This window comes from Streptomyces sp. NPDC028722, assembly GCF_040637655.1.
In the GTDB taxonomy this organism is placed as follows: Bacteria; Actinomycetota; Actinomycetes; order Streptomycetales; family Streptomycetaceae; genus Streptomyces.
The window spans coordinates 195,385-208,896 of the sequence record NZ_JBEZWU010000013.1 but is presented as its reverse complement, the minus strand read 5'-3'; the positions used below and the strand labels follow the sequence as shown (position 1 = coordinate 208,896).

General features: G+C 70.8%; 12 protein-coding genes. 3 read left to right on the top strand and 9 right to left on the bottom strand.

All coding sequences use genetic code 11. The annotated features are described in order from the left end of the window. Window positions 1-238: 238 nt before the first annotated feature. The 3 genes from AB0F03_RS21500 to thyX form a co-directional block, all read right to left on the bottom strand. The gene (locus tag AB0F03_RS21500; RefSeq protein ID WP_361994222.1) at window positions 239-1,924 is read right to left on the bottom strand and encodes a ribonuclease J; all 1,686 of its coding nucleotides are present in this window, start codon (window positions 1,922-1,924) and stop codon (window positions 239-241) included. 156 nt (window positions 1,925-2,080) lie between these two features. Beyond that, complete coding sequence (gene dapA, locus AB0F03_RS21495) at window positions 2,081-2,980, bottom strand: 4-hydroxy-tetrahydrodipicolinate synthase (RefSeq protein WP_361994220.1); 900 nt, start codon at window positions 2,978-2,980, stop codon at window positions 2,081-2,083. Between the two features lie 211 nt (window positions 2,981-3,191). Then, window positions 3,192-3,917, bottom strand: a complete 726-nt coding sequence (gene thyX / locus AB0F03_RS21490) for an FAD-dependent thymidylate synthase (protein WP_361994217.1) — start codon at window positions 3,915-3,917, stop codon at window positions 3,192-3,194. A gap of 192 nt (window positions 3,918-4,109) precedes the next feature. Here thyX and AB0F03_RS21485 point away from each other — a divergent pair, with 192 nt between their 5' ends. Together AB0F03_RS21485 and AB0F03_RS21480 are read left to right on the top strand one after the other, a co-directional pair. Next, the gene (locus AB0F03_RS21485; protein WP_361994215.1) at window positions 4,110-4,361 is read left to right on the top strand and encodes a hypothetical protein; all 252 of its coding nucleotides are present in this window, start codon (window positions 4,110-4,112) and stop codon (window positions 4,359-4,361) included. A gap of 90 nt (window positions 4,362-4,451) precedes the next feature. Then, a complete protein-coding gene (locus AB0F03_RS21480) occupies window positions 4,452-5,006 on the top strand; it encodes a hypothetical protein (protein ID WP_361994212.1) in 555 nt (184 codons plus the stop codon). A 458-nt stretch (window positions 5,007-5,464) separates the two neighbouring features. Here AB0F03_RS21480 and AB0F03_RS21475 read toward each other — a convergent pair whose 3' ends face one another. The 5 genes from AB0F03_RS21475 to rpsO all read right to left on the bottom strand — a co-directional run bounded on the left by AB0F03_RS21475 (window position 5,465) and on the right by rpsO (window position 10,975). Further along, a complete protein-coding gene (locus AB0F03_RS21475; RefSeq protein ID WP_361994209.1) occupies window positions 5,465-5,917 on the bottom strand; it encodes a hypothetical protein in 453 nt (150 codons plus the stop codon). A gap of 10 nt (window positions 5,918-5,927) precedes the next feature. Then, window positions 5,928-6,680 (bottom strand): 4-hydroxy-tetrahydrodipicolinate reductase, encoded by a 753-nt coding sequence (dapB, locus tag AB0F03_RS21470; protein ID WP_361994206.1) that lies wholly within the window; start codon window positions 6,678-6,680, stop codon window positions 5,928-5,930. 50 nt (window positions 6,681-6,730) lie between these two features. Next, on the bottom strand, window positions 6,731-8,110 hold the full coding sequence (locus AB0F03_RS21465) for a pitrilysin family protein (RefSeq protein WP_361994203.1): 1,380 nt from the start codon (window positions 8,108-8,110) through the stop codon (window positions 6,731-6,733). Further along, window positions 8,107-10,326 (bottom strand): polyribonucleotide nucleotidyltransferase, encoded by a 2,220-nt coding sequence (locus AB0F03_RS21460; RefSeq protein ID WP_361994200.1) that lies wholly within the window; start codon window positions 10,324-10,326, stop codon window positions 8,107-8,109. The genes AB0F03_RS21465 and AB0F03_RS21460 overlap by 4 nt, the downstream gene beginning before the upstream one ends. Before the next feature lie 361 nt (window positions 10,327-10,687). Next, complete coding sequence (rpsO, locus tag AB0F03_RS21455; RefSeq protein WP_005479656.1) at window positions 10,688-10,975, bottom strand: 30S ribosomal protein S15; 288 nt, start codon at window positions 10,973-10,975, stop codon at window positions 10,688-10,690. A gap of 276 nt (window positions 10,976-11,251) precedes the next feature. On the opposite strand from rpsO, the gene AB0F03_RS21450 reads away from it, so the two are divergent. Continuing rightward, complete coding sequence (locus AB0F03_RS21450) at window positions 11,252-11,545, top strand: DUF397 domain-containing protein (protein ID WP_361994198.1); 294 nt, start codon at window positions 11,252-11,254, stop codon at window positions 11,543-11,545. 361 nt (window positions 11,546-11,906) lie between these two features. Here AB0F03_RS21450 and eccD read toward each other — a convergent pair whose 3' ends face one another. Further along, window positions 11,907-13,409: a type VII secretion integral membrane protein EccD gene (gene eccD / locus AB0F03_RS21445; protein WP_361994234.1), complete on the bottom strand. Its 1,503-nt coding sequence runs from the start codon at window positions 13,407-13,409 to the stop codon at window positions 11,907-11,909. Window positions 13,410-13,512: the final 103 nt, after the last annotated feature.

Here is a 13,512-nt window from a genome sequence, read left to right as displayed (position 1 = left end):
TATCAGATCTTTTCTCGACCCGATTTCCTCGGTGCTTTCCAGGTTCCCGCTTCCGCGTTTCCCTTTCCGGCGGTTCCGACTTTATCAGAAGTTCTGAGCCGGATTTCCCACCCGCTCCGGGCATCGCGTCCGGCACAGAAGTGCCGGGCTTCCCGGTCGGGCGGAGCCGTAAACGTACTGGAGCGGGGCGCCTCGATGCAAATCGAGGCGCCCCGCTCCGGGCGTACACCGACGAGGATCAGACCTCCACGACCACCGGCAGGATCATCGGCCTGCGGCGATATCTGTCCGAGACCCACTTCCCAAGGGTCCGGCGGATGAGCTGCTGGAGCTGGTGAGGCTCCACGACGCCGTCCTGGGCGGACCGCTCCAGCACCTCCGTGACCTTCGGCAGGACCTCGATGAACGCCGAGTCGTCGATGCCGGAGCCACGGGCCTGGACGTGCGGGCCACCGGTGATCTTGCCGGTGGAGGCGTCCATGACCACGAAGACCGAGATGATGCCCTCATCGCCGAGGATCTTGCGGTCCTTCAGAGCCGGCTCCCCCACGTCACCGACCGAGAGGCCGTCGACGTAGACGTATCCGGCCTGGACCTTGCCGGAGATCCGGGCCTTGCCACCGACGAGGTCGACCACCACGCCGTCCTCGGCGATGACGATGCGGTCGTGGGGCACACCCGTCAGCACGCCCAGTTCGGCGTTGGCCCGCAGGTGGCGCCACTCGCCGTGCACCGGCATCAGGTTCTTCGGGCGGCAGATGTTGTAGAAGTACAGCAGCTCGCCCGCGGACGCGTGGCCGGAGACGTGCACCTTGGCGTTGCCCTTGTGGACGACGTGGGCGCCCCAGCGGGTCAGGCCGTTGATCACGCGGTAGACCGCGTTCTCGTTCCCGGGGATGAGCGAGGACGCCAGAATCACCGTGTCGCCGTCGACGATCCGGATCTGGTGGTCGCGGTTGGCCATGCGGGACAAGGCCGCCATCGGCTCGCCCTGGGAGCCCGTGCAGACCAGGACCACCTGGTGGTCGGGCAGGTCGTCCAGCGTCCTGACGTCCACCACCAGGCCCGGCGGGACCTTCAGATAGCCGAGGTCGCGGGCGATTCCCATGTTGCGGACCATGGAGCGCCCGACGAAGGCGACCCGGCGGCCGTACTCGTGGGCGGCGTCCAGGATCTGCTGGATGCGGTGGACGTGGCTGGCGAAGCTCGCCACGATGATCCGCTTGTTGGCATTGGCGAAGACCGTGCGCAGGACGTTGGAGATGTCCCGCTCGGGCGGGACGAAGCCCGGGACCTCGGCGTTCGTCGAGTCGGCGAGGAGCAGGTCGATGCCCTCCTCGCTGAGCCGCGCGAACGCGTGCAGGTCGGTGAGCCGGTTGTCCAGCGGGAGCTGGTCCATCTTGAAGTCGCCGGTGTGGACGACCATGCCGGCGGGGGTGCGGATGGCGACCGCCAGGGCGTCCGGGATGGAGTGGTTGACGGCGACGAACTCGCAGTCGAAGGGGCCGATGCGCTCGCGGTTCCCCTCCGCCACCTCCAGGGTGTACGGGCGGATCCGGTGCTCCTGGAGCTTGGCCTCGATCAGCGCGAGGGTCAGCTTGGAGCCGATCAGCGGGATGTCCGGCTTCTCGCGGAGCAGGAAGGGGACGCCGCCGATGTGGTCCTCGTGGCCGTGCGTGAGGACGATGCCCTCGATGTCGTCGAGGCGGTCCCGGATGGACGAGAAGTCCGGCAGGATCAGGTCGATTCCGGGCTGCTCCTCCTCGGGGAAGAGCACTCCGCAGTCGACGATCAGCAGACGGCCGCCGTACTCGAAGACGGTCATGTTCCGGCCGATCTCGCCGAGGCCACCGAGCGGGGTGACCCGCAGGCCGCCCTGGGGCAGCGGCGGGGGCGAGCCGAGTTCAGGATGCGGATGACTCAAAACACTCTCCTCACCACGCGCGCCACGTACCGGTAGGGCACGTGGCGCGCATGACGTTCGTGCGGAAGCAGTTGTCGTTGTGCGGCGCGGGCACCGGTGGCCCGCGTCGTTCTGTTGTTCTTCAGTTGTGAAGCCCGGGTGCTGCCAAGTCTGTTGTCAGAGCTGTACCCCGCCCGCAGCAAGATCGCTCTTGAGCTGGGCAATCTCCTCAGGCGAGCACTCGACCATGGGCAGGCGCAGCGGCCCGGCGGGCAGGCCCTGGAGGGCGAGTGCGGCCTTGGTGGTCATGACGCCCTGGGTACGGAACATGCCCGTGTAGACGGGGAGAAGCTTCTGGTGGATCTCGGTGGCCTTGACGACGTCACCGGAGACGTAGGCGTCCACGAGGGCGCGCAGGTCGGGGGTGACCAGGTGGCCGACGACCGAGACGAAGCCGACCGCGCCCACGGAGAGCAGCGGGAGGTTGAGCATGTCGTCACCGGAGTACCAGGCGAGGCGCGAGCGCGCGATGGCCCAGCCGGCGCGGCCGAGGTCGCCCTTGGCGTCCTTGTTGGCGACGATCCGGGGGTGCTCGGCGAGCCGGACGAGGGTCTCGGTGCTGATCGGGACGCCGCTGCGGCCGGGGATGTCGTAGAGCATGACCGGCAGCCCGGTCGCGTCGGCGACGGTGGTGAAGTGCCGGTACAGGCCCTCCTGCGGGGGCTTGTTGTAGTACGGCGTGACGACCAGCAGGCCGTGTGCGCCGTCGCGCTCGGCTCGGCGGGCCAGCTCGACGCTGTGGTGGGTGTCGTTGGTACCGACACCGGCCACGACGTGGGCGCGGTCGCCGACCGCCTCGACCACGGCTCGTACCAGGTCCGATTTCTCCGCGTCACTGGTCGTGGGCGACTCGCCGGTGGTGCCGTTGATGATCAGGCCGTCGTTGCCTGCGTCCACCAGGTGGGCGGCGAGCCGCTGCGCGCCGTCGAGGTCGAGTGCGCCGTCCGCCGCGAAGGGCGTGACCATGGCGGTGAGGACCCGCCCGAAGGGGGTCTGCGGAGTCGAGGTCGGAGCCATGGGTAACACGCTACTCGGTGGTCGATGGGGGGTGTGCCCGTGGGGTCCGGGGAAAGTCAGGACAAAGAGGGAGCCCGGCACTGCCTGCTCGGGGGTTCAAGCAGTGCCGGGTCCGTTTGATCAGGCTAAATGAACTTCTACAAATGCCGCAATACGGACACCTCGCGCGGCTGACCCGTACATCCGTTCCGGGTGGGCGAACAGGGCTTCGTCACGGGGCCACCCGGCCGTTCGCGTTGAAGGCCGCGTACGTGAGCGGCATGAGCCGCGCCCACTCCGCCTCCATCTTCTCGCCCACCATCTCGATCTCCCGCTGCGGGAAGGACGGCACCTTGGCCAGCTCGTGCTGGGTGCGCAGCCCGAGGAAGTGCATCAGGGAGCGGGCGTTGCAGGTGGCGTACATGGAGGAGTAGAGGCCGACCGGCAGGGCCGAGCGGGCCACCTCGCGCGCGACGCCCTCGGCGAGGAGCTTCTGGTAGGCCGCGTACGCCTGCTCGTACGACTCCTTCAGGGTGCTGCTCACGCTCTCGTGCTGGCCCGGGGTGCCCTCGACGAAGACGTACTTGCCCGGGCGGCCCTGCTGGACCAGCTTGCGGGAGCTGTCGGGGACGTAGAAGACGGGCTCCAGCTCCCGGTAGCGGCCGGACTCCTCGTTGTACGACCAGCCGACGCGGTGCCGCATGAACTCGCGGAACACGAAGATCGGGGCGCTGATGAAGAACGTCATCGAGTTGTGCTCGAACGGGCTGCCGTGCCGGTCGCGGAGCAGGTAGTTGATCAGACCCTTGGAGCGCTCGGGGTCCTTCTTCAGCTCGTCCAGGGACTGCTCGCCGGCGGTCGAGACGCGGGCGGCGAAGAGGACGTCGGCGTCCGACGCGCTGGACTTCACCAGCTCGACGGTGACGTCACTGCGGAACGTGAGCGACTCGGTGGTCACGGGGGTTGGGGTCCTTCCCTCACTTCTGTGGTTCGCGCCCACCTTACGGGGCACCCGCCGGGGCCGGAGCAGCACCTCACCCCGGGAAAGCGGCGGCGACTTCTTCCGACATGGGCACCTTTTGTCTCACTCGTTCGTCTGTACCGGTGAGGACTGCACTTTCGACCCGACCCGAGAGGAGAGGCAACCGCGATGTTCCGTCGGCGCGAGCCCGTACCCTTCGCCTTCCTGGCCGAGGCGGACAGGTTCCGCAGCAATATCACTCCCCCGCCCCGACGGCGGGCGCCCGTCGGCGAGCTGGCCGGGCGCTGGCTGCTGGGGCTGACCATCGTCGCCGGACTGGTGGGCGCCCTGATCATCGGGATGCCGGCGCTGTCCACGCCGTCCGGTGCACCGGCTCAGCAGTCCCAGGCGTCCCACGGGCAGCCGGCCGGGGGTCGCTGACCCTTACGGACGCTCAAGGCTGGTGGGCAGTAATACGGCCGGATAATCTCACCGGGGACAGTCCACGCGAGGACCGAGTGAGGACCAGCCGTGCCCCTGCCCTTCCTGACGGCCGACCGCACCTTCGAGACGGCATCCGAGAGCGCGCTGCCGTATGACGATCCGGACCGCTGGCGACGCCCCTATCGGCCGGGCCCCTGGCGGGTGGGCGGGGCCGCGCTGGTCCTGCTGCTGGCCTCGTTCGTCCTGTTCGCGGCCGTCCTCATCGCACCGGTCGGCTCGCTGTCCACCGCCGGCGCGGTCCTCGCCGCGGGTCTGGTGATCGTCGCCGGCGCGCTGCGGCTGCTGCGCATGGGGGTGTGGGTGAGCGGGCGCGGGCTGCGCCGGGTCGGTCTCGTGCTGACGCGGACCGTGCCGTGGTCGCGCGTGGTCGCCGTGCGGACGGCGCAGCAGCCGGTGCGCTGGCTGGGGCTGCCGCGCACGGTGCAGGGACAGGCGCTGGTGCTCGTACGCGAGGACCGGCGTCCCGAGGGCCCGGCGCCGCTGCTCACCACGCACGGCATGGACTTCCTGGGCCGTCCGGCGGCCTTCGACCGGGCGGCGGACACGGTGGAGGCCTGGGCCGCGGAGCACCGGCGCGGCTGACCTTCTCACAGCAGATCGAAGGGCCGGCCCGCGGCAACGCGGCCCGGCCCTTCGGCGTAGGTACGGCATCCGGGCACGGAGCCGCGTCGGCGGCCTGCGGGTCCCGGACCGGCTAGGCCCTCCCCCGCTGGGGAGCGGACGCGGGCGGCCCCGTGCCGGCGACACCCGGTCTCGGAGTTGTGTCGGCGGCCAGCCGCTCCCGGGCCGGCTCCCACATCAGTCGCCTGCCGGTTCCGGACCGCCGTCGGCCTCCCTGCCCGTCCCGGGCCCTCGGCCCTCCCCCGCTGCGGAACAGACGCGGACGGGCCCGTATCGGTGGCATCCGGTCCCGGAGTCACGTCCGTGGCCAGCCGCTCCCGGGCCGGCTCCTACGTCAGCCGCCTGCCGGGCACGGGCCGCCGTCGGCCGCTCTGTTCGTCCCGGGGCCCTCAGCCCTCCGCCGGGGAGCGGACGGTGGGTCAGGTTCGGGCGGGTCGGGCGTCGTGCAGGGCGATGGCGCGCTGCATCGCCTTTCTGGCCCGTGGGGTGTCGTGGGCGTCGTGGTAGGCGACGGCGAGGCGGAACCAGCAGCGCCAGTCGTCGGGCGACTCCTCCGTCTCGGCCTTGCGCCGGGCGAAGACCTCGTCAGCCGAGTCGCGGTCGATCCGGCCGCTGGGCGTGCGCTTCAGCTCGTCGACGGGCAGGCCGCCCTCGGCGTCGAGTTCGGCGGCTAGCCGGTTGGCCCGGCGGACGAACTGGGTGTTCTTCCACAGGAACCACAGGCCGATGACCGGCAGGATCAGCACCGCCACGCCGAACGTGACGGTCAGGAGCGTACCGGACTGGATGAGCATGACGCCGCGGCTGCCGACCAGGAGGAAGTAGAAGACCAGGACGGCGGCCGTGACGAGGTAGGTGATCTTCGCGCGCATGACGGATGGCTCAGCTCAGGTCCAGGAAGTGCTCCAGGCCGAACGTGAGGCCCGGAGTGGTCACCACGCGGCGCGCGCCGAGCAGGATGCCCGGCATGAAGCTGCTGTGGTGCAGGGAGTCGTGCCGGACGGTCAGGGTCTCCCCCTCGGCGCCGAGCAGCACCTCCTGGTGGGCCAGGAGGCCGCGGAGCCGGACGGCGTGCACCGGGACGCCGTCGACGTCCGCGCCCCGGGCGCCGTCGAGGGCCGTGACGGTGGCGTCCGGTGCCGGGGCCGTGCCGGCCGCCCGGCGGGCCTCGGCGATGAGCTGGGCCGTGCGGGTGGCCGTACCGCTCGGGGCGTCGACCTTGTTCGGGTGGTGCAGTTCGACCACCTCGACGGACTCGAAGTACGGCGCGGCGATCTGCGCGAACTTCATGGTCAGGACGGCGCCGATGGAGAAGTTGGGCGCGATGAGCACGCCGGTCGCCGGGGATGCGGCGAGCTGGTCGCGGAGCCGCGCGAGGCGCTCCTCGGTCCAGCCGGTGGTACCGACGACCGCGTGGATGCCGTGGCGCACGCAGAAGTCGAGGTTGTCCATGACCGAGGCGGGGGTGGTCAGCTCGACGGCGACCTGGGCACCGGTTTCGACCAGCGTTCGGAGCTCGTCGCCCCGGCCGAGGGCGGCGACCAGTTCCATGTCCTCGGCGGCCTCGACGGCCCTGACCGCCTCGGACCCGATCCGGCCCCGGGCACCGAGGACCGCCACGCGCAGCTTGCTCATCTTCGCTTCCTTACCGACTTACCGACTTATCGATTCCGAGGACGGACGGGTCAGGCGACAGCATCGTGCAGGCGTGCGGCCTGCTTGTCCTTCAGCGGGCCGATGACCGACAGCGACGGACGCTGTCCCAGGATGTCGCGGGCGACCGAGCGGACCTCGTCCGGGGTGACCGCGGCGATGCTGGCCAGCATGTCGTCGACGGACATCTGCTCGCCCCAGCACAGCTCGCTCTTGCCGATGCGGTTCATCAGCGCGCCGGTGTCCTCCAGACCCAGGACGGTGGAGCCCCGCAGCTGGCCGACGGCGCGGGTGATCTCGTCGTCGGAGAGCCCGTTGTCCGCGACGTGGTCGAGTTCGTCCCGGCAGATCCGCAGCACGTCGTGGACCTGCGAGGGACGGCAGCCGGCGTACACGCCGAACAGTCCGCAGTCGGCGAAGCCGGAGGTGTAGGAGTACACGCTGTACGCGAGGCCGCGCTTCTCCCGGACCTCCTGGAACAGCCGGGACGACATGCCGCCGCCGAGAGCGGTGTTGAGCACGCCCATGGCCCAGCGGCGGTCGTCGGTGCGGGCGAGGCCCGGCATGCCGAGGACGACGTGCGCCTGCTCGGTCTTGCGGGCGAGCACATCGACCTTGCCGTGGGTGCGGATCGCCCGGCTGCCGTCGCGGGGGGCGATGGGCCGTACGTCCGTGTTCCCGAGGGCGCCCGCCTTCTCGAAGGCCGCGCGGACCTGACGTACGACCTTGTTGTGGTCGACGTTGCCGGCGCAGGCGACCACGAGGTGGGTGGGGTCGTAGTGCTTGCGGTAGAAGCGGCGGATGCGGTCGGCGGTGAGGGCGTTGACCGTGTCGACGGTGCCGAGGACCGGGCGGCCGAGGGCGTTGTTGCCGAACATGGTCTGCGCGAACAGGTCGTGCACGCAGTCGCCCGGATCGTCCTCGGTCATCGCGATCTCTTCGAGGATCGCGCCGCGCTCGACGTCGACGTCCTCCTCACGGATCAGGGACCCGGTCAGCATGTCGCAGACGACGTCGATGGCGAGGGGCAGGTCGGTGTCGAGCACGCGCGCGTAGTAGCACGTGTACTCCTTCGCCGTGAACGCGTTCATCTCGCCGCCGACGGCGTCGACGGCCGAGGAGATGTCGAGCGCGCTGCGCCGGGAGGTGCCCTTGAAGAGCAGGTGCTCCAGGTAGTGCGTGGCGCCGTTCAGGGCCGGGGTCTCGTCGCGGGAGCCGACGTGCGCCCAGATGCCGAAGGTGGCGGAGCGCACCGAGGGCAGGGTCTCGCTGACGATGCGCAGGCCGCCCGGGAGGGTGGTCCGGCGGACCGTGCCGATGCCGTTCGCGCCCTTGACGAGCGTTTGGGTACGGGCGACGGCCCGCGCCTCCGAAGAGGTGCGGGCCGTCGCCTTGGAGCTACGGGACGTCACTGGTCGGCGTCGTCCTTCGCGGTCTCGTCCGCTTCCTCGCCCTCGATCACGGGGATCAGGGAGAGCTTGCCGCGGGAGTCGATCTCGGCGATCTCGACCTGGACCTTCTGGCCCACGCCGAGGACGTCCTCGACGTTCTCCACGCGCTTGCCGCCGGCGAGCTTGCGGATCTGCGAGATGTGCAGCAGACCGTCCTTGCCCGGGAGCAGCGACACGAACGCGCCGAAGGTCGTGGTCTTGACGACCGTACCCAGGTAGCGCTCGCCGACCTCCGGCATGGTCGGGTTGGCGATGCCGTTGATCGTGGCGCGGGCGGCCTCGGCCTGCGAGCCGACCTGGGCACCGATGTAGATGGTGCCGTCGTCCTCGATCGTGATCTCGGCGCCGGTGTCCTCCTGGATCTGGTTGATCATCTTGCCCTTGGGGCCGATGACCTCACCGATCTTGTCGACCGGGATCTTGACGGTGATGATCCGCGGGGCGTTCGGGGACATCTCGTCGGGCCGGTCGATGGCCTCCATCATCACGTCGAGGATGTGGAGACGGGCGTCGCGGGCCTGCTTGAGGGCCGCGGCCAGGACGGAGGCGGGGATGCCGTCCAGCTTGGTGTCGAGCTGGAGGGCGGTCACGAACTCCTTGGTGCCGGCGACCTTGAAGTCCATGTCACCGAAGGCGTCCTCCGCACCGAGGATGTCGGTGAGGGCGACGTAGTGCGTCTCGCCGTTGATCTCCTGGGAGATCAGGCCCATGGCGATACCGGCGACCGGGGCCTTCAGCGGCACACCGGCGTTCAGCAGCGACATGGTGGAGGCGCAGACCGAGCCCATGGACGTCGAGCCGTTGGAGCCGAGGGCCTCGGACACCTGGCGGATCGCGTAGGGGAACTCCTCGCGCGTCGGCAGGACCGGGACGATGGCGCGCTCGGCGAGGGCGCCGTGGCCGATCTCGCGGCGCTTCGGGGAGCCGACACGGCCGGTCTCGCCGACCGAGTACGGCGGGAAGTTGTAGTTGTGCATGTAGCGCTTGCGGGTCACCGGGGAGAGGGTGTCCAGCTGCTGCTCCATGCGGAGCATGTTGAGGGTGGTGACGCCCAGGATCTGGGTCTCGCCACGCTCGAACAGCGCGGAGCCGTGCACCCGCGGGATGGCCTCGACCTCGGCGGCCAGCGTGCGGATGTCGGTGACACCGCGGCCGTCGATGCGCTTCTTCTCCTTGATCACGCGCTCGCGGACCAGCTGCTTGGTGAGCGAGCGGTACGCGGCGGAGATCTCCTTCTCGCGGCCTTCGAACTCCGGCAGGAGCTTCTCGGCGGCGAGCGCCTTGACGCGGTCCAGCTCGGCCTCGCGGTCCTGCTTGCCGGCGATGGTGAGCGCCTGGGCCAGCTCGGGGCGGACGGCCGCGGTCAGGGCCTCGAAGACGTCGTCCTGGTAGTCCAGGAAGACCGGGAACTCGCCGGTCGGCTTGGCGGCCTTGGCGGCGAGGTCGGCCTGGGCGCGGCAGAGGACCTTGATGAAGGGCTTCGCGGCGTCCAGACCGGAGGCGACGACCTCCTCGGTGGGCGCCTCGGCGCCGCCCTCGACCAGCTTGATGGTCTTGTCGGTGGCCTCGGCCTCGACCATCATGATCGCGACGTCGCCGTCCTCCAGGACGCGGCCGGCGACGACCATGTCGAAGACGGCGTCCTCCAGCTCGGTGTGGGTCGGGAACGCGACCCACTGACCGCGGATCAGCGCGACGCGGACGCCGCCGATCGGGCCGGAGAAGGGCAGGCCGGCCAGCTGCGTGGACGCGGACGCGGCGTTGATCGCCACGACGTCGTACAGGTGGTCGGGGTTGAGCGCCATGATCGTGGCGACGACCTGGATCTCGTTGCGCAGGCCCTTCTTGAAGGACGGGCGCAGCGGGCGGTCGATCAGGCGGCAGGTGAGGATCGCGTCCTCGGAGGGCCGGCCCTCACGACGGAAGAAGCTGCCGGGGATCTTGCCGGCGGCGTACATCCGCTCCTCGACGTCCACCGTCAGGGGGAAGAAGTCGAGCTGGTCCTTGGGGTTCTTGGAGGCGGTGGTGGCCGACAGCACCATGGTGTCGTCGTCCAGGTACGCCACGGCGGAGCCGGCGGCCTGCTTGGCCAGGCGGCCCGTCTCGAAGCGGATGGTGCGGGTGCCGAAGGAGCCGTTGTCGATGACGGCCTCGGCGTAGTGGGTCTCGTTCTCCACTAGCGATTTCTCCGTTACTTGTCGTCTTTCGTCCCTCGGCTGCCCGTGTGGCAGGGGGACGGTGGCGGAGAAGCGCGCCGTCTGGTGCGGGCCGGTCTTCGATCGAAGCACCCGGGGCTCGCTTCCCCCCGGGGGCCACTACCGAGGACCGGCGGCGGCGCGGTGCGCCTCTCCTCGTTCTGTGTCGTCGTACGTACTGCGTTCGTGCTGCGTTACTGCGTTGTGCTACCACACTACAAAGCGTCGGTGACACTCCGCACGTTTCCGCACGTGCGGCGAAGTATGCCGGGTGCGGAGCGATTCCCCGCATACGGCAAAGGGAGCGGTCCCGGGTTCCGGGAACCGCCCCCTTCATGGCGACCTACTTGGCGCCGGCCGCACCGCGGCGGATGCCGAGGCGGTCGACCAGCGCACGGAAGCGCTGGATGTCCTTCTTCGCCAGGTACTGCAGCAGGCGACGGCGCTGACCGACCAGGATCAGCAGACCCCGGCGGGAGTGGTGGTCGTGCTTGTGGGTCTTGAGGTGCTCCGTCAGGTCGGAGATCCGACGGGAGAGCATGGCCACCTGGACCTCGGGGGAGCCGGTGTCGCCCTCCTTGGTACCGAACTCGGTGATGATCTGCTTCTTCGTAGCGGCGTCGAGCGACACGCGTACTCCTCATAGTCTGTGATTGCCACCGAGTGCCCCCGGTCTGCATCGCGGGGGAGCTTCCGTTACTCGGCAAGCGGGGATCCGCTGGGCGCGGCCTCCAGGGCGCAGGATTCCTGCGTGCTCCGGGGGTGCGTACACAAACGGCCGTCACTCAGGGTACCAGCCCGTGAAGGACCTCCTCCGCCCGGTCGGCTCACCCTCCTGAGCGCAGGGGTCTGGGCCACTAGGGTGAGCGCCCGGACCGTACGTACCTCGGGAAGGGGGCGCTGCACGATGGCGGAAACGGAAGCGGAGATCAAGGCGCGCAAGGAGCGGGAGCGGGACGAGCTGTACGGGCTCGACATCTCCGGTGCCGAGTGGCACTGCGCGCCGGGCACGGAGGAGCACGAGGAGCGGGTGGAGATCGCGTACCTGCCCGGCGGCGCGGTGGCGATGCGGTCCTCCCTCGACCCGGACACCGTGCTGCGCTACACCGAGGCGGAGTGGCGGGCGTTCGTGCTGGGAGCGCGGGACGGGGAGTTCGATCTGACGCCCATGGCCCACAACGGCGGGCTGGACGCGCAGTAGCGGCACGGCCGGGCGGTGACCGGGCCCCGGCTCCTCATGAGCCGGGGCCCGTGCCGTCGGTCGCGCTGATGCGCCGGCGGTCGGCGGCTTGCGGTCGGCCGTCGGTGGCGCGGTCGGCCGTGCGGCGGTCGGCCGTCGTATGACCTTTGCGTACGACGGTTGCCGTCCGGCGGTCCGCGGCGGGGCCGGCGTCCGACGGTCGTAGCGGCGCAGTCGGCCGGGCGGCCGTCGGTCGTCGTATGACGCTTGCGTACGACGGTTCCGTCCGACGGTCCGCGGTCGGCGGTCGTGCGGCCGGGCGGGGGTCGGTCGGGGTCCGGCGGTTGCCGCCCGGCGGCGGTCGGCGTGCGGCGGTCGTCCGTCAGGAGCTGGTCATCGACCGGGCCGTCGCGTACACGTCGAAGACGGCCAGGGCGAGCGGGATCAGCGTCAGCAGGACGAAGCCCTCGCAGATCTCCAGGAAGCGGCCCCAGAAGGGGGTCGGTCCGCCGCGCGGCAGGAGCAGGCCGAGCGCGGTCACCAGGGCCGTGGCCAGCGCGATGACCGCGATCAGCCAGACGGTGCGGATGTCCAGGTCGGTGCGGTTCCCGGCCAGCGCCGCGCGCACGACGTGCTGCGGCGGGTTCAGGGCGAGACCGAGGCCCAGCAGGACCAGGGAGGCGAGCCCGGCCGCGAGGACGGAGGCGACCTGGGCGGTGTAGCGGAACAGCCCGGCGCGCATGAGCATCGCGATGCCGGTGGCGCACGCGAGCAGCTGGGCCCAGACGTCGTCGGAGAAGCCGAGCACGGCCGAGGCGCCGACGGCGAGCAGCGCGCAGCCGCCGACCAGGCCGACGAGGAGTTCGTGGCCGCGCCGCGCCTGCGCCTCGATGCGCTCGGTGTCCACGGGCTCCTGCGCGGCGGTCTCGACGCCGTAGGCGGAGCGCGCGGTGCCGCCGCTGGGGTTCTCGAAGCCGATCGGCAGCCGGGCGAAGCGCATGGACATGCCGGGCAGGAAGGCGAGGGCGCCGACGGCGACGGGCGCGCACAGGGCGGCCGTCTCGGTCGGGGCCCAGCCGGTGACGGTCGCGGCGAAGACGGCGACCAGGGCGATCGCCGAGGCGAACACGAACGCGACGAAGGGGCCGTCGCCGTGGGGCGCGCACAGGGCGAGGACCAGTGCGGCGACCAGGACGGCCGCGCACGCCAGCAGGAACTGGAGCCTGCCGATGCCCTCGCCGTCGCTCAGCGGCAGCAGGCCGCTGCCGGCGACGCCGATGTTGGGCAGGGCGCCGAGGCCGAGGGCGACGGCCGAACCGCGGTCGTCGTAGACGCGGGCGCGGACCGCGGAGAGCACCACCAGCAGGACGCCGGTGACGGCGGCGAGGATGCCGGCCAGGCCGTGCATGTCGTGCAGCGGGTCGGCGGTCCAGGCGACGAACGCGAGCAGGGCGGGCAGGACCCCGCCGCCGGTCAGGCCGGCGGCCCGGGTCAGGTCACCGCTCCACAGCTTGTGCTGCCTGGTGACGGAGGAGGCGACGGCCTCGGCGACGTCGTCGTGGACGGCCGGCGGCAGGGAGTCCGCGAACGGGCGGAGGGTGAGGAGTTCGCCGTCGAGGATGCGCTGGGCGGCGAAGGAGCGGGCGCTGTCCAGCACGGTGCCGCCGGTGCGGACCAGGTGGTAGCCGACCGGGGCGCCCGCGGTGGGGCTCTGCTGGGACAGGCGGAGGATCTCGGGGTAGAGGTCGGCGACCGGGACGTCGTCGGGCAGTGCCACGTCGATACGGCTGTCCGGCGCGACGATGGTGACCCGGCAGAAGCCGAGTCCGGTGCCGGATCCGGAAGGGGCTCCCGTCCCGGGTCCGCCGGTGGCGGCGGCCGTCATGCTCACCTGCTGCTCCCCCTCAGTGGTGGTGGTGCGTCTATGTCGTGAAGGTCCCGTGCCGGTCCGCTCCGTACGCGGCGGCAAGGGTGCCGTACGGCGGTGT